Origin of the sequence: Micromonospora sp. H33 (assembly GCF_052068455.1) — a bacterium.
In the GTDB taxonomy this organism is placed as follows: domain Bacteria; phylum Actinomycetota; class Actinomycetes; order Mycobacteriales; family Micromonosporaceae; genus Micromonospora.
Genome location: NZ_JBQHDE010000022.1, coordinates 1 through 19,342 on the forward strand (window position 1 = coordinate 1; position 19,342 = coordinate 19,342).

Genomic DNA, 19,342 nt, shown 5'->3' on the forward strand with positions numbered 1-19,342 from the left:
TTCGGGTCGGGCCCCTTCTCGTCCCGCATACGGAACATGCCGATGGCCCGGCATCGGATGAGGCAGCCGGGAAAGGTGGGTTCCTGTACCAGTACCAGCGCGTCGAGGGGGTCGGTGTCCTCGCCGAGGGTGTGTTCGATGAAGCCGTAGTCGGCCGGGTACTGGGTAGCGGTGAACAGGGTGCGGTCCAGTCGGATCCGGCCGGTCCGGCGGTCCATCTCGTACTTGTTGCGTGTTCCCTTGGGGATCTCGATGGTGACGTCGAACTCCATGCGGTTGCTCCGCTCTTCGGACCTTCAGTCGGTCAACGGCTACCGGCCCGGTCGGTGATGAACCCGGCGATCCCGCTGCCGTGTGGGTGTCGAACACCGACAACGGCGCGACCGGCCGGTAGCTGTAGCGGCTGGCTCGGCCAGGCGAACGCAGGCACCCGAGAGCGGATAAGGGGAGCCGGGCGCGTCCGGCGTCCACATGTCCTTCCCGATTGTTGCCTATCCCGCGTCTGGTGAAATGCGGTCAGTGGTGGCTTCGGGGTCCGGGACCTCGAACCGAGGTCCCGGACCCCGCGCCTCCCGGCCCGGGCCGGTTGGAGCGTTCAGGCCCGGGCCGGCGCTGCGGGTTGTCGATCGGGCTGAACGTGGCCACCATCGGTCTCCCACACGGCGACATCGTCGCCGTGTCGCGCCAACCGTCCTGCGCGAGGGCTGGGCGGTATGAACAGGACATCGGCGGCGCGGGTGGTGGTGGCGGGGCGCGAAGCCGCGAGCATGGCCGCCGTCGCCACGGCGTACGTAGTCTCGGGCGCTATCACGGCCAGGTCGATCCGCAGATCCCTCGGGCCTGTGACGACCACCAGCCCGGCCCCGAGGGTGGTGAACCAGCCCACCCGCACCACGGCGCCGCCGACGCCGATCCGGCACGGATGCCTGTCCCAGGCCGCCGGCTGCAGCATGATCCGTTCGATCACGCCGCCACGCTGGGCGGTGAGCGCGGTGACCAGGCTGCACAGTTCGACGACCGGGTCGCGGGAGGTCGGCCACCAACCGCCGTCGAGCATCTCGCGGCTGGACGGCGAGTCAGCCAGCCGCAGGCGTGCCGTAGGCGGCTCACGGGTGCAGACCCATGTCATGCGGTCCTCGACCGAGCGGATCATCAGTTCCGTCCCTCCGGTACGTCGGCACCCGGGTCGGTGCCGGCGGGGTCTGGACGGGTGATGGTGGTGTAGGGGGTGGCGCGGTGCCTGCGGGTCAACAGCCGCAGCTGAATGATGCGCCGCATGGTGGCTTGGATGGTCACCAGCAGCACGCCGAACACCGCGGCGAGCAGCAGCGCGACTCCCATCGGAAGTTGCCCCTGCGCGCCGAAGAAGTGCACGTCCGTACGCTGACCGTTCTGCAGGATGAAGATCAGTAGCAGGAGCAGCACCACGGCGGATGCCGTGAACGCGACCAGCGAACCCCCGGCGCGGACACGCGGCACAGGGCGGGACCGGTCGTTGATCTCGGGGCCGGACTGCATGTTGGTGGAGCGGGCGGAGCCGAACCTGGCCATTGCGGACCTCATTCCGACGGTGGCGCGCGAAGTACGCGAACCGGGGCCGTCGGGGTCCAGGACGACAACCTCAGCCTACTCTCCGTCTGGGCTGATCGGTACGCCCGAGATGTCGGATCTACCAATCCGGGCGAACACGTTCCGCCGCACCCGCCCCGCACAGGACCAGGCAGAAGAACGAACCGAAGCCCGTCGCCGTTCAACGAAGACCACGGTGGGAGGCGAATCCGGCAGCCGGCGCGCCGCGGCCCAACACAGCACCGCCTCATACATGCCAAGGGTCATCGGCACCATGGGGCGATGCTGTGGCGAGCGCCAGGACGGAAGTCCGGGGCGAGTCGACCTCCTGCAGGGGCTGACCACCCGCTCCGCGACCGGATCGCTCCGCAGCCCGTCAGTACCCGGTCAGCGGCCACCCAACAGCGTTGTCAGCAGCAACGGCAGGAGCAGGACGGTCACGAGCAGCATCACCCGCATCCGACCCGAACGCCGTTCGACGGCGCGCTTCACCCGTACGCCGAGCCGCATCGGGATGGATCCGCACGGGACGACGGAGGACTCAGTCGTGATGGCGGACGGACCAACTGCCATCGAAGTCCTCTCGTGATCGTTTGACGCTCTCCTCTGGGCGATCGGATGTGACCGGGACGGCGGCCCGTCAGCTCGGCATTCCGGCCCTGAGCTGGGCCAGGGAACGCTTCAACAGCCGGGACACGTGCATCTGTGACAGCCCGACTTCGGTGGCGATCCGCGCCTGGGTCATGTGGCGGTAGAACCACATAGTCAGAATCCGACGCTCGCGCAGAGGAAGGGAGGCGAGTAACGGCAGTAGTGTCAGGTGGTCGTCCACGCGCGCGTAGCCGGGATCGAAGGCGCCGATGAGCTCGATGGTCTCGACGTGGTCGGCGCCGAGCTGGGGCGCGTTGAGGGATGGCAGGTGGTAGGCCTGCGACGCGGTGAGTCCGGCCAGGACGTCGTCGACGCTCACGTCCAGGTGGCCAGCGAGTTCCGCGGTGGTCGGATGGTGGCCCTGTCGCTGCGTGAGCTCGGCCGTGGCGGCTCGCACCATGCTGCTCAGTTCCTGGGCGCGGCGCGGGACCCGCATCGCCCATGTCGTGTCGCGGAAGTGCCGGCGCAGGGCACCGAGAATGGTCGGGACCGCGTAGCAGGAGAACGGAACGCCTCGTCGGACGTCGAATCCGTCGACGGCTCTGACCAGGGCGAGAGCCGCGACCTGGGCCAGGTCCTCGTAGGGCTCCCCGCGTCCGGTGTATCGGCGGGCCAGTCGGCTGGCCATGGGCAGATTGCCCTCGATGATCCGGGTCCGCAGTCTCGTACGATCGGGATCGTCGCAGCTCAGGGCAGCGTGTCGACGCAACAGTTCTTCGCTCGTCGCCGGCACATCACCCGCCGACGGATGTCGGGGAACGGCAGTCACGGTCGCGGTGGGGATGACCATTGTTCAATGCCCCTTACGGCTGGCGGCGGTGGAGCTGACAGCCACCGGGGGCCCGGGCGACAAACCTCACCGTACGCCTCATCGCGCCGATTCGCACCGCCCGACGCCGGCCAACGGGACAGCACAGGCCGCCGCTGGCCAACCAGGCAGTCAGGCGGACAGGTTGGCGGTCATTCCTGGCGTGAGCTGCTCGGAACCGTCGACGATCGCCTGAGCCAGATCGGACAACCGCCGGTTGTGGCTGCGGGCGCCGGTGCGCAACAGCGCGAAAGCCTCACCCACGTCCACCTGGAGTCGCTCGGCGATGACACCCTTGGCCTGCTCGATCAGAACTCGGCTGTTGAGTGCGGTCTGCAGTTGCTCGGTGAGGATGTCGCGGTGGTGGATGGCGCGTTGCTGGAGCAGCCCGATGGTGGCCACGTCCGCCAGGGCCTGCCCGATCCGGACCTTGCCTTCGTCAAGGGCGCCCGCGCGGGTGTCGAAAAGGTTCAGCGCGCCGATGACCTCGGAACGTAGGCGCATGGGCAGGGCGTGTACCGCGGTGAAGCCGACCTCGGCCGCGGCGGCGGTGAACCGGGGCCAACGGTTGCCGGCGGCCCGCAGGTCGATGACCGACACGGGTTGGCCGGTGCGGAAGCAGTCCACGCAGGGCCCCTGGTCGGTCTGCAGCTGGAACAACTCCAGCAGCCGGGTGCGTTCCGAGGAGGCCGCCACCACCTGAAGGTTGTCCTGCTGGTCGGTCAGCAGCAGCCCGGCCGCCGAGACGCCCAGCAGCTGAACACACCGGTCGGCGAGCACATGCAGAAACTCGATCACGTCGAAGTCGTCGACGAGTGTGTCAGCCATTTCCACGAACACGTCGGACAGCTGGATCTCGGCCATGTCACTCACCCTCGGCATACGATAGCCCCACTCGGATGGGCGGCGGCGCGGGCGACCGACCGGTTACACGATGGGCCGGGTCCCGGCGTTCATCCGGCCCCGTCGCCAGCTGCGTCGCGGGAGTCGAAACGCAGGCGCCGGGCCACCACGTCGACTGCGACGTCCCGGAGGCGTCGGTCGTGGGAGTAGGCGAAGGCGCGTAGCCGGATGAGGGCCTCCGCCGCGCTCACCCCCAGCTGGACCGTGACCATCCCCGTGGCCTGGTGCACCTCGGGATGGTGCACCCCGGCCTGCTCGGGCCAACGATCGTCCTGCTCCGGCCCGTCGCGGGATGCACCGTCCAGCAGCACCGCGCACGCCGTGTCCGCCAGAGTCAGGGCGTCGGCCAGTTGCGTGCCGGCGAGGCCGCCGGCCCGCGCGCGGTAGAGATCCAGCACACCGAGACGGATCCCGCCGACCTGGAGCGGCAGCGCGAACACCGCACGGACCCCGGCGAGCACCGCCGCCGGGGCGAACGCCGGCCAACGGGCCAGACACTCCGGCGCTGCCAGGTCAGCGACCAGGGCCGGCCCGCCGGAGATCGTGTCCATCCCAGGCCCCTCCCCGAGGGTCAGAATCAGCTCCTCCAGATCCCAGGCGGTCCGGTCACTGGCGCACAGCACCTCCCTTGGTGTGGCGGGCAGTGTCACCGTGACGGCGGCGGAGTCCACGTCGGCGACCGACGCCGTCGCGGCGCAGACATGGTCGACCGTGACCGTCCCGCCCCGAGCCGCGTCGACGACCAGGGTCCACAGCCGGATCCGGCGTGCGGCGCTCACCGGCCCGCCGCACCGGGGTCGTGCCAGCGGGGACGATCAGCCCCGGTCGGGCGGCAAAGGGTCACCGACGTACGGGCGGAAGGAGCGGTTCGGAAGCGAAGACGCGGCCCGTTGATGTGCTCGTTCACGACTCACTCCGACCCTGATCATGCGGAGCGGACACGCCCCATGCGGCCAGCCGGGGTCCGGGGTGACGCTCTCACCGTATCCCGAGGCACGGCCCGGGCGCTGAGAACACCGTCTTCGTAAGATCATCGATCTTGCGCACATGATCTCAACGACATCGACCACGTTCGGTCACCACCGAATATGGGCCGGGACAGCACCGTCGGAGCGGGCGCCTGCGTCGTCCGCGATGTGCCGGACGGCGTGGTCGTCAAGGGCGTGCCCGCTCGTTGAGGGACGCCGAGTGCACGTCCACCCGGCCGCCAGATAACGGGTGCCGGCGGCTCCATCGTCTGCTGCTCAAGTTGAGCCTCTGGCCGCAGTCCCACCCGCGATCGAGGCGGCCGGGATCGCGCTGCTGACCTTCCATTCGGGCCCATTGCCGTCTCCCGCGCGCTGGGCTCCTCGTCCAGGTGGGCGCGTTCGCGGGCGTACAATCGGACGATGTCGTGCAGGCGGTAGCGGCTGTTGCCCGCCGACTCGAGCAGGTAGGCGTCCAGCAGCAGGTCGACGGGCCGATCCGTCTCCGATGGGGACAGGTCCGCCAGGGCCGCGTACGCGTGCGTGTCGGCGTCCGTTCAGTCCACGGTGGCGGCCAGCCGTAACAGGCGTGTGGCGTGCCGGTGCCCGTCCGCGGCGTCGGCGGCGATGGTCTGGTATCCGAGCTGAACAGTTGTCCGCACCGAGAGGTCGCCGGCCTCCAGCACGTCCAGCCGGCGGCCCTCGTCGGCGAGGCGACTGGCGAGGACGCCGAGCGAGGCGTCCGGACGTGTGACGGCGCGGGCAGCGGCGATCCGCACCGCGAGCGGCAACCGCCGCACGACGTCACGATCGCGGCGGCGGCCTCCGGCTCCGCGGCCATTCGGTCCCTGCCGGCGAATTCCGCGAACAGGTCGAGCGCCGCCGGCTGTGGCAGCGGCGGCAACGGTACGTGGACGCCCGCGTCCAGGTCGGTCAGGGCCCACCGGCTGGTGACCAGGGCGGCGCAGCGCGGCCCAACTGGGCAGCAGCGGACGGACCTGCGCCGCCGAGGCGGCGTTGTCCAGCACCACCAGCACACTGCGGTTGGCGGTCCAGGTCCGGTACAGCGCGGCCGCCTCGTCGAGCGACGCCGGCGCCGTCGGCGCGCCCAGCGATCCCGAGGCCGTACTGATCGTCGACGAGACAGGCGACTTGAAGAAGGGCCGGCACACCGTCGGCGTCCAACGGCAGTATTCAGGCACGGCCGGGAAGATCGAGAACTGTCAGCTCGCGGTCCACCTCGTCTACGCCACAACGGCCGCCCACTCGATGCGCGACACCGCCCTCTACCTACCTCGATCCTGGTGCGACGACACCGAACGCCGCACCGAGGCCGGCATCCCGGACCACGTGCGGTTCGCGACCAAGCCACAACTGGCAGCCCGCATGATCGAGGCAGCGGTGACCGCGGGGATGCCCTGCCGGTGAGTCGCCACCGACGAGGCACACGGCGGTTATCCGCGGCTGGCCTCACGGCTGCGCGCGCTGGGCCTGGGCTACGTCCTCGCCGTGGCCTGCTCACATCACGTGACCACCGGCATCGGCGCCTACCGCGTCGACCTGCTCGCGGCCGGCCTTCCCGCGACCGCCTGGCAACGCATGTCCGCCGGCCCCGGCGCGAAGGGACACCGCTACTACGACTGGTCCTTCACGCGCTACCCGCCCACCTCGACGAGCACGGCGGCCACCACTGGCTACTGATCCGCCGGAACCGGCGCACCCGGGAACTCGCCTTCTACCGCTGCTGGTCACCCACAACCGTCGCACTGAACACCCTCGTTGTCGTGGCCGGACGCCGCTGGAAGATCGAAGAATCGTTCCAGGCCGCGAAGACCGGACTCGGCCTGGACCAACACCAGAACCGCCGCTGGATCTCCTGGCACCGCTGGACCATGCTCGTCCTCGCCCACGCCTTCCTCGCCGCCGCGACCACCCACCACAGGCACCCCGACCCCGCCGGGCTGATCCCGGTGACCGTCAACGAGCTACGCCACCTGTTCGACATCCTGATCATCGAACCCAGCCGCCGCCGCGCCGACCCCACTCATCTGGTCCATCTGCCGACGCCGTCACCAAGCCCGAGCCGCGACCAGCCAATACGCCCGACAAGCCCTCACCGAGTCATGACCACAATCCGGGTGAGTCGTTAGCTTGTGGGCATCATCAATCGTCCGAGACGGTGAGGTTATCCGGTCGTGAGCCTCTTGCGCAGGAAGTCGGTCGAGCAGTCGATCCGTGACACTGAGCAGCCGGAGCACCAGCTCCGCAAGGAGCTGTCGGCCGTGGATCTCACCGTGTTCGGCGTCGGGGTCATCATCGGTACGGGCCTCTTCGTGCTGACCGGCGTGGCGGCGAACCAGACGGCCGGGCCGGCGGTCGCGCTCTCCTTCGTCGTGGCTGGTATCGCCTGCTCGCTGGCTGCGCTGTGCTATGCGGAGTTCGCGTCCACGGTGCCGGTCGCCGGCAGCGCCTACACCTACTCGTACGCGGCGCTGGGCGAGCTGATTGCGTGGATCATCGGGTGGGACCTCATCCTCGAGTTCGTGCTGGCCGGTGCCACGGTGGCGGTGGGCTGGTCACAGTACTTCGCGGTGCTCCTGGAGACGCTCGGGGTGACACTTCCCGCCGCCGTCGCCGGCAAGGGCGGCCCGTTCAATTTGCCCGCCACGCTCATCGTGCTGGTCCTCACCGCGGTCCTGGTCGCCGGCATCAAGATCTCGTCCCGGGTCAACGCCGTGGTGGTCACCATCAAGCTGGCGGTGGTGCTCTTCGTGATCGCCGCCGGGCTGTTCTTCGTCAAGGGCGACAACTACGTGCCGTTCGTCCCGCCGACCGAGCCGGCCTCGGGCGGTTCCGGCACCGACGGGACCCTGCTGCAGACCATCTTCGGGCAGGGACTGGCCAACTTCGGCATCAGCGGCATCTTCGCCGCGGCAGCGCTGGTGTTCTTCGCGTACATCGGCTTCGACGTCGTGGCCACCGCGGCCGAAGAGACCCGGGTACCGCAGCGCGACCTGCCGCGCGGGATCCTCGGTTCGCTGGCGATCTGCACCGCCCTCTACGTCGCGGTCTCGCTGGTGGTGGTGGGCATGCAGAACTACACCGAGGTGGACACTACGGCACCGCTGGCCGCGGCGTTCCAGGCCGTCGGCCAGCCCTTCTTCGCCAACCTGATCACCGTCGGCGCCCTCGCCGGACTGACGACCGTGGTCATGATCATGATGCTCGGGCAGACCCGGGTCGCGTTCGCCATGAGCCGTGACGGGTTGCTGCCGCGCTGGCTGAGCCGGGTGCATCCGCGATTCGGCACCCCGCACCGCAGCACCATCGCCGTGGGCCTCCTGGTAGCCGCGCTCGCCGGGTTCATCCCACTGCAGGAACTCGCCGAACTGGTCAACATCGGCACCCTGTTCGCGTTCGCCCTCGTCGCCGCCGCGGTGATCCTGTTGCGCCACACCCGGCCGGACCTGCCCCGCGGCTTCCGCGTACCCGGGGGGCCGGTGATACCGGCGCTCACGATGGTCGCCTGCGTCGTGCTGATGCTGTTCCTCACCGTCGAGACCTGGCTGCGGTTCCTCGCCTGGACGGTGCTGGGGCTGCTCGTCTACTTCCTCTACAGCCGCCGCCACAGCCGACTCGCCAAGGGCGCATAGGGGCGATGCCGATGCCCGATCCGCCGGACCTGGACACGGAGTCCGGCTCCGCGTCACCTCCCCCGCGCTGGTGTCCTGTTTCCGAGATTCGTTTGCAGTAGGCGGCGGGGTTGTCGAGGACCTCGTCGGCGGTGTTGGTCCAGACGTACGGTCGGGGCTGGTCGTTTGATCCGTCGAGCCAAGCGCGGATGTCGCGTTCGAGTGCGGTGACGGTGCGGTGGACGCCCGGCGGATGAGCTTGGTCCGCAAGTCTCGGTAGTTCAGGCCCAGCTCGTGAACGGCGATCCATGGCTGCTCGGTGGCTGCTCGGACGTCGGGGAACTGATCCGAACGTGCAGGGACTCTTTCGGATTCCGTGGGCCTCATCTAACGGGGGACAGTGATCGACGAGACCTGATGTAAAGCCTGGACCTGCTGATATCTATGGGGAGCCGCACGGACTGGGCGGGACCGGGGCGGACGGTTGAACAGCCCGATCATGCCCATAGACAAGCATCGGTCTACGGATCAGAAGGTTAGGGGTTCGAGTCCCTTCGGGCGCGCAAACGATCAAGGCCGTGACCAGCGGAAACGCGGGTCGCGGCCTTGACTGCTTCTACGCCTTGGGACGGATCTTCCCAAGATTTGCCCGCCGGCCAGGCTTGCCGTCGCCGACAGGGTGAGAGCCGTGAGGCAACCGACGAAGAGCCGGCTCTGCTCGCTCAACACCTGGTTGGGTGCTGGCTGAAGGCGCTCTGCGCCGTGATGACCTGCACGATCCCGAGTGCCCACACCAGGTCCGTTGGGCCGCTCGGCTACCCACCGCGACGTGCGATGGCGTACGTGTGGGGCGGGGTCTGTGCTGGTCTCGTGGATCAGCCTCAGCCCCCCGCCCGCACTCGCCTGCCCACGCGACGTCGGGACCGCAGGAGCGGAGAGCAGGTGGGCGATGTCCGACGCCGGCTGCCCTTGGGCGGACATCAGCACCCACGATCGCCCGGCCCAGCTTCACCGGGTCCTTCGCCGTCCGGGTGATCCGCTGCAACCGCTGGCCCTCGACCATCGACACCTGCCGGACGAACACCTCTGGGCGTCTGCCCACCGGCCACCACCTCCCACCACGAACGATGAGAGACAGCCTGCCGGACACGTCCTCAGAACCGACGGATTACACGATCGACGTTCAATGACGAGGCACTAGCTTGAGCGCTCAAACAGTCCATATAGGATCTAGGTGGTTTGATCAACGGCGGGGCGAAAGGTGTGACGTTCTAGACTGCCGTATCCAAGCAATCACCTGTCTGCGCACGATGCAGGTCGACCGAGATGACCCGCACTTGCCAGCGGTTCCCCTCCTGGCCCGAGGATGCTGATGCCTGAGTCTTCCCCTCCAGACACGCGTGCCGCCCATCGAGCACCCGACCCGTACGGCGAATCTCCCGCACATGCTGCATACAGGCCCAGTGGCTTGGGGCCCCGTCTGATATGGCTAGCGGTGCTACCCGCAGTGGTCATCGCGGTGCTCGGGGCCGCCGCCGTCCTCTACGTGCTCGTCGCCTCCGGGGAGACGGTCACTACCAGGATGGGCGTCGTTCTGGTCCTGGCATGGATCGTATGTGTGGTGGTCATCGCCGTCGCCGCCAACCGCGCCAATGCCGCCGACCGCCTGGTCACCGCCAGGATCGACGCCCTACGGTCCTCGACCAACCAGCGCCGAGTCGAGGTGCAGCAACGAATCCAGCGGTTGCGCCGCGGCGAGCGACTCGAGTCACCCGCGGAGCTCGCTTCCTTGACGGGAGGCGATGGATTCGCGCTACTGCAGCGCGAACTGGACGAGGTCCTGCACGCTGCCCAGGTCGCCCTGGCAGAGGCATCAGCAGTGACACCCGCGGCACCCGCGCCCAGCTCCGGTCACCAGGTAGAGGTCTTCGTCAACCTCGCTCGACGGCTGCAGTCTCTGGTGCATCGGGAGATTCAGCTGCTCGATGACTTGGAGAATCAGGTGGAGGATCCTGACTTGCTCAAGGGTCTGTTCCAGGTCGACCACCTTGCCACCCGTATCCGCCGCCACGCGGAGAACCTCGCGGTGCTAGGTGGGGCTGTTTCCCGGCGGCAGTGGAGCAGGCCGGTTGCTCTGACCGAGGTGCTGCGGTCGGCTATCGCCGAGGTCCAGCACTATTCGCGGGTCAAGCTGGTGCCACCGATCGAGGGCACGGTAGGGGGCCACGCTGTCGCCGACGTCATCCATTTGGTCGCCGAACTCGTTGAGAACGCCACCAATTTCTCCGCCCCGCACACACAGGTACTACTTCGCGCCCAGGCCGTCACGGCCGGTATCGCTGTCGAGGTGGAGGACCGGGGTCTGGGTATGCCGCTGGCCGATCAAGACCGGGTGAACCGTCTCCTGGCCGACCCGACCGGGATTGACGTCGGCGAGCTGCTGCGCGATGGCCGCATCGGGCTGTTCGTCGTCGGGGTCATCGCCCGCCGACACGGCATCACGGTCCGGTTGCAGACCAACATCTACGGCGGTATCCAGGCGGTGCTCATCGTGCCGCCCGGGCTGCTCGGTGCACCGCCGCAGAGACGTGAACCCTGGCACGAGACGCAGTCGCAGCCCATGATCCACGCGCCCCGACACGAACCACCATCACTGGCAGTGGCCGCGACCGCCTCGACCGCCCCGCCAGCGTACTCACCCGCCCCTGCCCCGCCCCTGTTCAATGACCGGACCCGCGTCGCCGGCCAGGGGACTCGCGCCGAGCAGGTGGCACAGCCGGCCGCATGGGACTGGGCCGGGCCTTCCTTGGCCCGCGAGGACGCCAGACACACTCTCACTCCGGCGCAGGGGAACCCCGCCAGCGACCCGGCTCCAGCCCAGGTTGACGGCAGCGCGCGTCCGCAACTACCGCACCGGAAACCACAGGCACATCTGGCCCCGCAGCTGCAGGCCGTTTCCACCGCCCCGCTCGCAAAGGAAGAAGTCGCTGAACCTGACCCGACTCTCATGGCTACGTTCACTCGGGCCTTCAGTCAGGGCGAAGCCGGACCCGGCGGGGATGACGGCTCCGAACGCCGTTCTGGCGGCATCAGCTGACCACGCATCACCGTTAAGGAGGGTTACCTATTATGCGGAGCAATGCGCCCGCAGGACAGTCTCAGGATCTCGTGTGGCTGCTGTCCGGGCTGGCCGAGCGGGTCCCCCACACCCGTAGTGCTTTGTTGTTGTCATCAGACGGCCTACCGAAGGCCGCCCACGGGCTCGATCGGGCCGGCGCGGACCATTTGGCCGCAATCGCCTCCGGCCTATTCTCTCTCGCCCGCAGCGCCGGAGGCAGTTTCGGTGGGGGTAACGGGGTCCGTCAGGTGGTGGCCGAACTCGATGATGCCCTGCTGTTCGTAACCGCCGCGGGCCCTAACGCCGTCCTCGCGGTGGTCGCAGGCCGTGATGCCGACGTCGGCGTACTCGGCTACGAGATGTCGCAAATGGTCAAGAGCGTACGTCCCTTCTTGGCCACGCCGACGCGTCAAGCTGCCGTCGGTACTGGCGACATGATCCGGTGACCATGGTGGGTCCCGAGGAAGAACCCTTTCTCGACGACGACGCGGGGCGCCTGGTGCGCCCGTACACGGTCAGTAACGGTAGGACGCGGCCCAGTACCCGCATGGAGTTGCTGTCCTGGGTGATGGCCACCGGCCGGCTGCCTCGCGGGCACCTTGAGCCAGACCATGCCCGGGCCCTTCGCCTCTGCGCCGCCCCGATCACGGTCGCCGAGATCGCGGCACATCTGAGACTGCCCGCTGCCATCACGAAGGTGGTGCTTTCCGACTTGGTGGATTGCGGAGCGGTGAGCACCCGAGCTCCCAGCCCTATCGCCGATCACACTGAACGATCCGTATTGGAGGCGGTTCTCCATGGCCTACAGCAACGACTCTGAACTGTCTCCGATATTCCCGACTGCGCTCAAGATCCTCATCGCAGGTGGGTTCGGCGCGGGTAAGACGACATTCGTCGGCGCGGTGAGCGAGATCCGGCCGTTGCGTACGGAAGAGATCCTCACCACCGCCAGCGTAGGCACCGACAGCCTGACGGGCGTGGAGGCCAAGTCCACCACCACCGTGGCGCTGGACTTCGGCCGCATCACCATAGATCCCCGCTACATCCTGTACCTGTTCGGCACACCCGGACAGGCGCGCTTCTGGTTCATGTGGGACGAGTTGTCCACCGGAGCCCTCGGGGCAGTCGTCCTCGCCGACACCCGCCGCCTACAGGACTGCTTCGCAGCCGTCGACTTCTTCGAAGCCCGTGGCATCGGTTTCCTGGTCGCCGTGAACCAGTTCGACGGCTCGTTCCACTACGAACCCGAGGAGGTGCGGGCCGCTCTCGAACTCAAACCGGACGTGCCGATAGTCATGTGCGATGCCCGTCAAACCCGCTCCGCGACGGCGGTGCTGATCGCGTTGCTCCAGCACTTACTGCGCACCTCCCAATCCCAGCCGGCATGAAAACACGTCACAGCTGCCAGATATGGAGCCCAACATGGCCTACGAATCCCCGGCCTACCAGTCACTGACGCCGATCGATCAGGAAGCGCCGCACCGGGTGCGGCGGCTGCGCGATCTCGGCCTAGGCGAAAGCCCGGACCCCGAGTTCGACGAATTCGCTCAAAAACTCGCACACATCACCAGCGCCCCATACGCGATGGTGAACTTCATCAGCGAGGACCGCCAGTACTTCGCCGGCCTCTACACCGCCCCGGCCGGCCGAGCCAGCACCACACCTGAGTCCGCGGCCGCCGGGCAGCCGGGCCGGGTGATGCCACGCGACCACGGCTACTGCCCGCACGTCGTGGTCCGGCGCAAGGCGCTGGTACTCGACGACGTGTGCGACTACCCACGGTTCGCCGGCAACCCGGTGGTCGACGAGATCGGCATCCGCTCCTACCTGGGCGCCCCACTGCTCGACCACACGGGTATGGCTCTCGGCACGATCTGCGTCGTGGACACCGAGCCGCGCCCATGGGGTCGGCAGGGACTGGAGACCATCAAGTCTCTGGCCGCCGAGCTGATGGAACGGATCAACCAGCGCAGCGGGCGATAGGACGACGTCAGGAAGCGGCCGCCGTTTCCAACAGTGGGGCGGCGAGCCGCTCCGACCACTGCCCCTTGGACATCCCCAGTGCCACCTCGCCGAGACGGAGTAGCTGGATGTCCGAGGTGCCGGCTGGAGCGAAAATGTGGTGCGCGTCGCGGACATACCGCTCCACGGGGCGGTCGGGGTAGAGCCCGCATGCGGCGTGCACTTCCATCGCGTTACGCGCCGAGTCCAAGGCGTACTCGACGTTGATGAGCTTGGCGTTCATCAGCTCCGCGTCACAGGGCAGGCCCTGGTCCAGCAAGTGCACCGCGTGATAGGCCGCCAGCCGGGCGGTCATCAGCCGGGACTGCATCTGCCCGACCTTCAGTTTGATCGGGAGGAGGTCGCGCAGCGGCTTGCCGTAGCGGTGCTGCTCGGTGACGTATGCGGAGGTCTCCTCAAGGAGGGCCTGATGGATGCCGAGGGAGACAGCGGTCAGGTTCGGCCGGCCGTACAGGACGCTGGAGGAGTAGGCGACGGCCAGGCCGTCGCCCTCCACGCCGAGCAGGTTCGTCGCGGGCACCCGGCAGTTGTCGAAGATCAGTTCGCCGAAGCTGAAGCCGTGCAAGCCCATGGCGGCACGATGTGGGCCGAGCGAGAACCCAGGACGGTCCGACTCGACCAGGAAGGCAGACAGCCCCCGAGAACCCGGGCCGGTGCGGACCACCACGCCGTGCAGGTCACCGACGTGACTGTTGCCGACGAACACCTTCCGGCCGTTCAGGATGTAGTCGTCGCCGTCACGTACCGCGGTGGCCTCCATGCCGAGGACATGACCACCGGACTGCGGCTCAGTGACCGCGATGGTGGGCAGGCAGCTTCCGTCGGCGATGGCCGGCAGCCACCGCCTCTTCTGACTGTCATTGCCGAAGTGCACAATCTTGGCCACACCCAACTGGCTGGCCTGCACCATGGCACCCATCGCGCCGCTAACCCGTGACAGCTCCTCGATGATGATCGTCTTCGCGAGGTGTCCCAGGCCCATCCCACCGTACTCAGGGCTGATCGTGACACCGATCCAGCCCTGGCGGGCAATCAACCGCGACAGTTCGTGCTGAACCGAGCGAGACGCTTCCATTTCCGGAATCCGGGAGCGCACCTCGGCCTCCGCGAATGTTCGCACCTCTTCCCGTAGACGCTCGTGACGTTTTGTGGTGAAGTAGCTGTCCATGTGCAGATCTCCTCGTGAGTCACCTGCCGACCTGCCGAATCCGGTTGCCTCCGGCCAGGTCACGAATTCTGGTCGCCGCCGCACGCATCCTCGGGTTCGCCGTTGATGCGCCAGCGGTTCGACGGGTCAACTCCGGCTCGGCCGCGCCGCTAACCCGGCCGCAGGTCAATCACCACCGCCGGTGCGGCCACCGAACGACTGGGCAGGTTCATGTCGAAGACCATGGCAAGACGGCGCTCGGAGTTCCCCGCTACCTCAGCACCAGCATCCGGCATGGATAGTCGGGCACGGCGAGCGAACCGACTGCGACGGCTTCGGGCGTGACGGTTACCACCCGCACCCGCACCCGGCGCCTTGGCGCCGCGCCCGGCGCCGACCGTAGAGGATGGACGTGCGCCGACCGGTGCAGTCGAACTCCGACGAGGCTTGATGATGATGCGGCGACCAGAAGAGGTCAGCTGTCTCATTCTCCTCTGCCTCCCAACGGGTTTGGCGGTGATCTTATCCGCAGAGATTCCCAGCACCACCCTCCTATCAGTACTTGGGACGCTGACTCCCGGCTCAGTCCAAACCGGTCAGCGGTGCCCCGGAACAACGCCACCTTCGGGTTCCGGCGGACAGACCACATTCACGTCTGCCCAGACGAGGCAATCGACTATGGCGGCGTCGTAACCCGCGCCGCCGATGTGGCCGCCGAACTCGTCGCTCGCCTCATCGCCGGTCACCGAGCCACCGCCGGTCTACGCTGACGACCGGCTCCGGACGGCGCGGCGGATACGGCGTTGACGCTCTCGATGGCATTCGTGCTGCAGACGACGGTGCGGATCTCGGCGTCGAAGTTCAGGAACGGCACGAACTCCGCCCACGCCTGCTCCCGCAGCCGGACGATCGCCGGGTACCTGCCGCCCCACGCTTCGGTGAGCTCGGCGAACCGGGCCCGGGCGGCGGCTTCGGTGGGCGCGGTGTAGACGGGCTTGAGGGTTTGGCGATGGCGTCCCGGTGCTGCCGTCCGGCATACCGGAACGACGCGCGGAGCAGGTGGATCACGCAGGTCTGCACGACCGCCTCGGGCCACACCTCGGCGATCGCGTCGGGCAGGCCTTTGAGCCCGTCGCAGACCACCATGCAGGCGTCGGCGACGCCGCGGTTCCTCAATTCGGCGAGGACCTGCAGCCAGAACTTGGCGCCTTCGCCGCCGTCACCGGCCTACAGACCGAGGATGTCCCGGGTGCCCTCGACCCCGCACCTGCCGGGTCTTCCGCCCGAAGTCTCGATCCCGGTGGAGCTCGCGCTCGCGGCTTTGCCGAGATCAGTGCATCCGATCGAAGCCGGTGCGCGCCGACAGGTCGGCGGATCCATCACGGTACTAGCGGGCCGTGGAGCACCGCACGTGCGACGTCGTAGTCTCCTGTCAGCCGCGTCCAGGGCATGGGTAGCCGGTTCCACAACGCCAGCATGCGCTCCTGCGCGGTACCGCTCAGCGTTCCGACCGGCTCTCCCGGTCCGAGCACCCAGGAGCTGTCGAGGTCGGTGGCGGTGAAGCGGACCGCCGCTTTGGGTTCGGCCGCTCGACCACGCTGCACCTGGCGCGGTACGAAGACCTCGATGACTTCCGCGATCCCGTCGCCGCGCAGCGCGGGATCCAGCTGGCTCGAAATGCCGAGTGCATGCTGAGCATCCCAGCGGTGAACGAGCGTCTCCAGGCAACGGCGCCGACGCCAGAAGCCGACGGTGTGTGGCGGATAGAAGGTCCAGGCCTGGGTTGAAGGGGCGACCGTGAGCGCATCGGTCAGGACCCGAGCGGTGTCCGCAAACCAGGAGGCGATGTCGGCTGGCGCTGGCGGCGGCTGGCATTCGCCGTGTCGCTGGCTGGTGGCCGTGGCTGGCCCATAGGTTTCCCTGCCCGAGATGTTCGGCCAGTTCCCGCAGGGTCCAGTCACCGCAGTGCTCGACCGGCGCGCTCAGATCTTCGCTCAGGCAACCTTGGAAGGTGGCCAGTTCGTCGCGCAGAAGCGCCAGATGATCTAGCTCCATGGTCTGGACTCCACCGACAACGACAGCATCCGGATCTGCCGCGAACGGTGCTGGAACGGGCTGGCTCCACGTGTCGGTCAGCCGGCGAGCTGGTCGCGGCGGCGGGTGAGGTAGGCCCGCTCCGCGGGGTTGCCGGCGAGACCGATGGCCCGGTCGTACGCCGCCCGCGACTCGCCGCCGCGCCCGAGCCGCCGCAGCAGGTCGGCGCGCGCGGCGTGGAAGGCGTGGTAGCCGTCGAGGACCTCGGCGAGCCGGTCGATCTCGGCGAGCCCGACCCCGGGGCCGTCAACCTCGGCGACCGCGACCGCCCGGTTCAGCCGCACGATCGGCGAGGGGTCGAGCAGCACCATGTGGTCGTAGAGGGCGACGATCGTGGACCAGTCGGTGTCTCGGGCGGATGGGGCATCCGTGTGGACCACGTTGATCGCGGCCTGCAGCTGGTAGCGCCCGGGTGGGTCACCGCCGGCCGCCACCGCCTCGAGCCGCTCGCGGACCAAGGCGTTGCCCTCGGCGATGAGGGTGCGGTCCCATGCGCCGCGGTCCTGCTCGTCGAGGGTCACCAGCTCCCCGGTGCGGGACACGCGCGCCGGCCGCCGTGCGTCAGTGAGGAGCATCAGGGCAAGCAGGCCGGCTACCTCGCCGTCGTCCGGGAGGAGAGTTCGGAGCAGGCGGCCGAGGCGGATCGCCTCGTCGGTGAGGTCGACGCGCACCGGGTCGTCCCCCTCGCTGGCGAGATAGCCCTCGTTGAAGACGAGGTAGACGACCGAGAGCACGCCGGCGAGCCGCTCGCGGATGTCGTCGGCCGAGGGCACCCGGTAGGGAATGTGTGCCGCCTTGATCTTTGTCTTGGCGCGGGTGATCCGTCGCGCCATCGTGGTCTCCTGCACCAGAAAGGCGCGGGCGATCTCGGGGACGGTGAGGCCGCCGAGCAGGCGCAGGGTGAGCGCCACCCGGGCCTCCATCGCGAGCGCAGGGTGGCAGCAGGTGAAGACCAGTCTGAGCCGCTCATCCTCGACCGGGCCGGTCGGCTCAGGAGGGGTGTCGTCGTACACGATCCGGGCCGCCTGGTGCTTGGCGTCGCGCTGCGACTCGCGACGGAGCCGATCGATCGCCTTGCGGGTCGCGGTGGTGGCGAGCCAACCACCGGGATTGGGCGGTACGCCCTCGCGCGGCCACCGCTCTGCAGCCGCTACGAACGCCTCGGCCGTCGCTTCCTCGGCGACGTCGAGGTCGCCGAAGCGGCGCGCGAGGCCGGCGACCACCCGCGCCCACTCCTCGTGGTGGACACGGGTGATCGCCTGCTCGACGGTGGGACCAGTCACGGCTCCAGCAGCGCTCCGACCGATTCCTCGGTTCGGAAGGGACGCACCTCGACCGTGCCGCGGCACGCTTTCGACCCCTCGGCGGCAAGCGCCAGTGCCACGTCGAGGTCGGCCGCCTCGATGACCCAGAAGCCGCCGAGGTACTCCTTCGTCTCCAGATAGGGCCCGTCGGTGAAGGCCGGCTTCTCGCCCTGCCCGTCGACGGTGGTGGCGGTCGTCGCCGGCTCCAGGCCGTCGGCGAACACGAAGTGACCGTCCCTCTGGAGCCTCTCGTTGAAGGCGCCGGTGTCGGCGAACGCCTGCAGCATGGCCTCCTGGGAGGGGTAGGTGCCGAACTCGGTGCGCTCGGCCGGTCCGTAGACGGACAGCAGGTACCTGGGCACCGCGCTCACTTCTCCCCGGAGCCGTTGCGCCGGGCCTGCCCGGGACCTCGGAACCGGTGCACCTCCTGCGGCCAGTCGAGCACGGTCGCGAGCCTGCCGGCCCAGTATCGCGCCGCCGCGTCGTCGGGCACGTCCACGACGGCGAAGCCGCCGAGGTGCTCCTTGGTCTCGACGTACGGGCCGTCGGTGAAGACGGGCTTGCCGTCAACCGGCTCGACACTGCACACCGCGGTGGACCGGTCGAGCCCGCCGTTGCTGAAGATCAGGACACCGTCGGCCTGCATCTCCTCGATTACGGCTCGGGCGGCCGTGCCCTTCTCGCGTATCTGTTCCGCCGTGTGGTCGGGCACCCACTCATCGTTGAAGGTGATCAGGTACTCCGTCATGGTCGTCTCCTCTCAGTCCCGCGACGAGGGCCTTTCCCGACTCCTCGTGTCCGGCGGCCCGGCCGGCCGCCGCACACTAGTTCCACGAACGGCTGCGCCTTGATACGACACCATCCCGGAAACTTCTTTCAAGGCAGCCCCGGAGTAGTGACTGAGGAAAGGATCGACCTCCGTCCTTCGAAACGCACTCGCCCGCTTGACTCCCCGGCAACCGCGAGCAGTTGGGGAGGTCGAGCAGGTCTGAGTGTCGCGGATGTTCGCCCCTCGTCTGCAGATACGGCACAGCGTGACCGGTCATGCCGCGTTCCGCGCGCCGGCTGTGTCGCAGATCAGTTGGCGGACGAATGTCGCGCATCGGTCGACGGAGGACACGGCAAGACA

23 protein-coding genes and 1 pseudogene are annotated in these 19,342 nt (G+C 68.4%); 9 read left to right on the forward strand and 15 right to left on the reverse strand.

Features of this window, described 5'->3' with window-relative positions:
- The 8 genes from ACTMS0_RS28030 to ACTMS0_RS28065 all read right to left on the reverse strand — a co-directional run.
- Window positions 1-272, reverse strand: a 272-nt coding sequence (locus ACTMS0_RS28030) for an inorganic diphosphatase (RefSeq protein WP_441158272.1), incomplete at its 3' end; no start/stop codon positions are given.
- A 323-nt stretch (window positions 273-595) separates the two neighbouring features.
- Entirely contained in the window at window positions 596-1,153 is a 558-nt protein-coding gene (locus ACTMS0_RS28035; RefSeq protein WP_441158273.1) for a DUF5994 family protein, read from the reverse strand.
- Window positions 1,153-1,551 carry a lipopolysaccharide assembly protein LapA domain-containing protein gene (locus tag ACTMS0_RS28040; protein WP_441158274.1) on the reverse strand — a complete coding sequence of 133 codons (399 nt, stop codon included), beginning with the start codon at window positions 1,549-1,551 and terminating at the stop codon, window positions 1,153-1,155. Before ACTMS0_RS28040 ends, ACTMS0_RS28035 begins: the two co-directional genes overlap by 1 nt.
- A 405-nt stretch (window positions 1,552-1,956) precedes the next feature.
- A complete protein-coding gene (locus tag ACTMS0_RS28045) occupies window positions 1,957-2,079 on the reverse strand; it encodes a hypothetical protein (RefSeq protein WP_441158275.1) in 123 nt (40 codons plus the stop codon).
- A gap of 130 nt (window positions 2,080-2,209) precedes the next feature.
- A complete protein-coding gene (locus ACTMS0_RS28050) occupies window positions 2,210-3,010 on the reverse strand; it encodes a SigB/SigF/SigG family RNA polymerase sigma factor (protein WP_441158276.1) in 801 nt (266 codons plus the stop codon).
- A gap of 150 nt (window positions 3,011-3,160) precedes the next feature.
- Window positions 3,161-3,892 (reverse strand): GAF and ANTAR domain-containing protein, encoded by a 732-nt coding sequence (locus ACTMS0_RS28055; RefSeq protein WP_441158277.1) that lies wholly within the window; start codon window positions 3,890-3,892, stop codon window positions 3,161-3,163.
- Window positions 3,893-3,981: 89 nt separating this feature from the next.
- Window positions 3,982-4,710, reverse strand: a complete 729-nt coding sequence (locus tag ACTMS0_RS28060; protein WP_441158278.1) for an ANTAR domain-containing protein — start codon at window positions 4,708-4,710, stop codon at window positions 3,982-3,984.
- 743 nt (window positions 4,711-5,453) lie between these two features.
- On the reverse strand, window positions 5,454-5,696 hold the full coding sequence (locus ACTMS0_RS28065) for a hypothetical protein (protein WP_441158279.1): 243 nt from the start codon (window positions 5,694-5,696) through the stop codon (window positions 5,454-5,456).
- Between the two features lie 217 nt (window positions 5,697-5,913).
- On the opposite strand from ACTMS0_RS28065, the gene ACTMS0_RS28070 reads away from it, so the two are divergent.
- The 9 genes from ACTMS0_RS28070 (at window position 5,914) to ACTMS0_RS28110 (ending at window position 13,629) form a co-directional block, all read left to right on the forward strand.
- Window positions 5,914-6,324 (forward strand): IS701 family transposase, encoded by a 411-nt coding sequence (locus ACTMS0_RS28070; RefSeq protein WP_441158280.1) that lies wholly within the window; start codon window positions 5,914-5,916, stop codon window positions 6,322-6,324.
- Window positions 6,325-6,423: 99 nt separating this feature from the next.
- Window positions 6,424-6,597, forward strand: coding sequence for a hypothetical protein (locus ACTMS0_RS28075; RefSeq protein WP_441158281.1), 174 nt, complete (start codon window positions 6,424-6,426; stop codon window positions 6,595-6,597).
- 83 nt (window positions 6,598-6,680) lie between these two features.
- A complete protein-coding gene (locus ACTMS0_RS28080; RefSeq protein WP_441158282.1) occupies window positions 6,681-7,046 on the forward strand; it encodes a hypothetical protein in 366 nt (121 codons plus the stop codon).
- Window positions 7,047-7,091: 45 nt separating this feature from the next.
- Window positions 7,092-8,549, forward strand: coding sequence for an amino acid permease (locus ACTMS0_RS28085; protein WP_441158283.1), 1,458 nt, complete (start codon window positions 7,092-7,094; stop codon window positions 8,547-8,549).
- Window positions 8,550-10,035: 1,486 nt separating this feature from the next.
- On the forward strand, window positions 10,036-11,625 hold the full coding sequence (locus ACTMS0_RS28090; protein ID WP_441158284.1) for a sensor histidine kinase: 1,590 nt from the start codon (window positions 10,036-10,038) through the stop codon (window positions 11,623-11,625).
- Window positions 11,626-11,696: 71 nt separating this feature from the next.
- The gene (locus ACTMS0_RS28095; protein ID WP_441158285.1) at window positions 11,697-12,092 is read left to right on the forward strand and encodes a roadblock/LC7 domain-containing protein; all 396 of its coding nucleotides are present in this window, start codon (window positions 11,697-11,699) and stop codon (window positions 12,090-12,092) included.
- 2 nt (window positions 12,093-12,094) lie between these two features.
- Window positions 12,095-12,466, forward strand: a complete 372-nt coding sequence (locus tag ACTMS0_RS28100) for a DUF742 domain-containing protein (protein WP_441158317.1) — start codon at window positions 12,095-12,097, stop codon at window positions 12,464-12,466.
- Complete coding sequence (locus tag ACTMS0_RS28105; protein ID WP_441158286.1) at window positions 12,444-13,034, forward strand: GTP-binding protein; 591 nt, start codon at window positions 12,444-12,446, stop codon at window positions 13,032-13,034. Before ACTMS0_RS28100 ends, ACTMS0_RS28105 begins: the two co-directional genes overlap by 23 nt.
- A 22-nt stretch (window positions 13,035-13,056) precedes the next feature.
- Window positions 13,057-13,629: a GAF domain-containing protein gene (locus ACTMS0_RS28110; RefSeq protein ID WP_441158287.1), complete on the forward strand. Its 573-nt coding sequence runs from the start codon at window positions 13,057-13,059 to the stop codon at window positions 13,627-13,629.
- Between the two features lie 7 nt (window positions 13,630-13,636).
- Here ACTMS0_RS28110 and ACTMS0_RS28115 read toward each other — a convergent pair whose 3' ends face one another.
- From ACTMS0_RS28115 to ACTMS0_RS28145, 7 genes and pseudogenes are all read right to left on the reverse strand, one after another.
- Window positions 13,637-14,836, reverse strand: a complete 1,200-nt coding sequence (locus tag ACTMS0_RS28115) for an acyl-CoA dehydrogenase family protein (RefSeq protein ID WP_441158288.1) — start codon at window positions 14,834-14,836, stop codon at window positions 13,637-13,639.
- 575 nt (window positions 14,837-15,411) lie between these two features.
- On the reverse strand, window positions 15,412-15,561 hold the full coding sequence (locus ACTMS0_RS28120; RefSeq protein ID WP_441158289.1) for a hypothetical protein: 150 nt from the start codon (window positions 15,559-15,561) through the stop codon (window positions 15,412-15,414).
- A 27-nt stretch (window positions 15,562-15,588) separates the two neighbouring features.
- Window positions 15,589-16,075 (reverse strand): annotated as a pseudogene (locus ACTMS0_RS28125) (IS256 family transposase); the annotation flags it as partial.
- A 119-nt stretch (window positions 16,076-16,194) separates the two neighbouring features.
- The gene (locus ACTMS0_RS28130) at window positions 16,195-16,776 is read right to left on the reverse strand and encodes a maleylpyruvate isomerase family mycothiol-dependent enzyme (protein WP_441158290.1); all 582 of its coding nucleotides are present in this window, start codon (window positions 16,774-16,776) and stop codon (window positions 16,195-16,197) included.
- Window positions 16,777-16,947: 171 nt separating this feature from the next.
- Entirely contained in the window at window positions 16,948-18,192 is a 1,245-nt protein-coding gene (locus tag ACTMS0_RS28135; RefSeq protein ID WP_441158291.1) for an RNA polymerase sigma factor, read from the reverse strand.
- Window positions 18,189-18,575 carry a YciI family protein gene (locus ACTMS0_RS28140; RefSeq protein ID WP_441158292.1) on the reverse strand — a complete coding sequence of 129 codons (387 nt, stop codon included), beginning with the start codon at window positions 18,573-18,575 and terminating at the stop codon, window positions 18,189-18,191. Before ACTMS0_RS28140 ends, ACTMS0_RS28135 begins: the two co-directional genes overlap by 4 nt.
- 5 nt (window positions 18,576-18,580) lie before the next feature.
- Window positions 18,581-18,961 carry a YciI family protein gene (locus ACTMS0_RS28145; protein WP_441158293.1) on the reverse strand — a complete coding sequence of 127 codons (381 nt, stop codon included), beginning with the start codon at window positions 18,959-18,961 and terminating at the stop codon, window positions 18,581-18,583.
- Between the last annotated feature and the right edge of the window lie 381 nt (window positions 18,962-19,342).

Coding starts and splice junctions, on each gene's coding strand:
- ACTMS0_RS28105 (WP_441158286.1), top strand. CDS start 12,444: ATGGCCTACAGCAACGACTCTGAACTGTCTCCGATATTCCCGACTGCG.
- ACTMS0_RS28100 (WP_441158317.1), top strand. CDS start 12,095: ATGGTGGGTCCCGAGGAAGAACCCTTTCTCGACGACGACGCGGGGCGC.
- ACTMS0_RS28050 (WP_441158276.1), bottom strand. CDS start 3,010: ATGGTCATCCCCACCGCGACCGTGACTGCCGTTCCCCGACATCCGTCG.
- ACTMS0_RS28145 (WP_441158293.1), bottom strand. CDS start 18,961: ATGACGGAGTACCTGATCACCTTCAACGATGAGTGGGTGCCCGACCAC.
- ACTMS0_RS28055 (WP_441158277.1), bottom strand. CDS start 3,892: ATGGCCGAGATCCAGCTGTCCGACGTGTTCGTGGAAATGGCTGACACA.
- ACTMS0_RS28115 (WP_441158288.1), bottom strand. CDS start 14,836: ATGGACAGCTACTTCACCACAAAACGTCACGAGCGTCTACGGGAAGAG.
- ACTMS0_RS28045 (WP_441158275.1), bottom strand. CDS start 2,079: ATGCGGCTCGGCGTACGGGTGAAGCGCGCCGTCGAACGGCGTTCGGGT.
- ACTMS0_RS28040 (WP_441158274.1), bottom strand. CDS start 1,551: ATGGCCAGGTTCGGCTCCGCCCGCTCCACCAACATGCAGTCCGGCCCC.
- ACTMS0_RS28110 (WP_441158287.1), top strand. CDS start 13,057: ATGGAGCCCAACATGGCCTACGAATCCCCGGCCTACCAGTCACTGACG.
- ACTMS0_RS28035 (WP_441158273.1), bottom strand. CDS start 1,153: ATGATCCGCTCGGTCGAGGACCGCATGACATGGGTCTGCACCCGTGAG.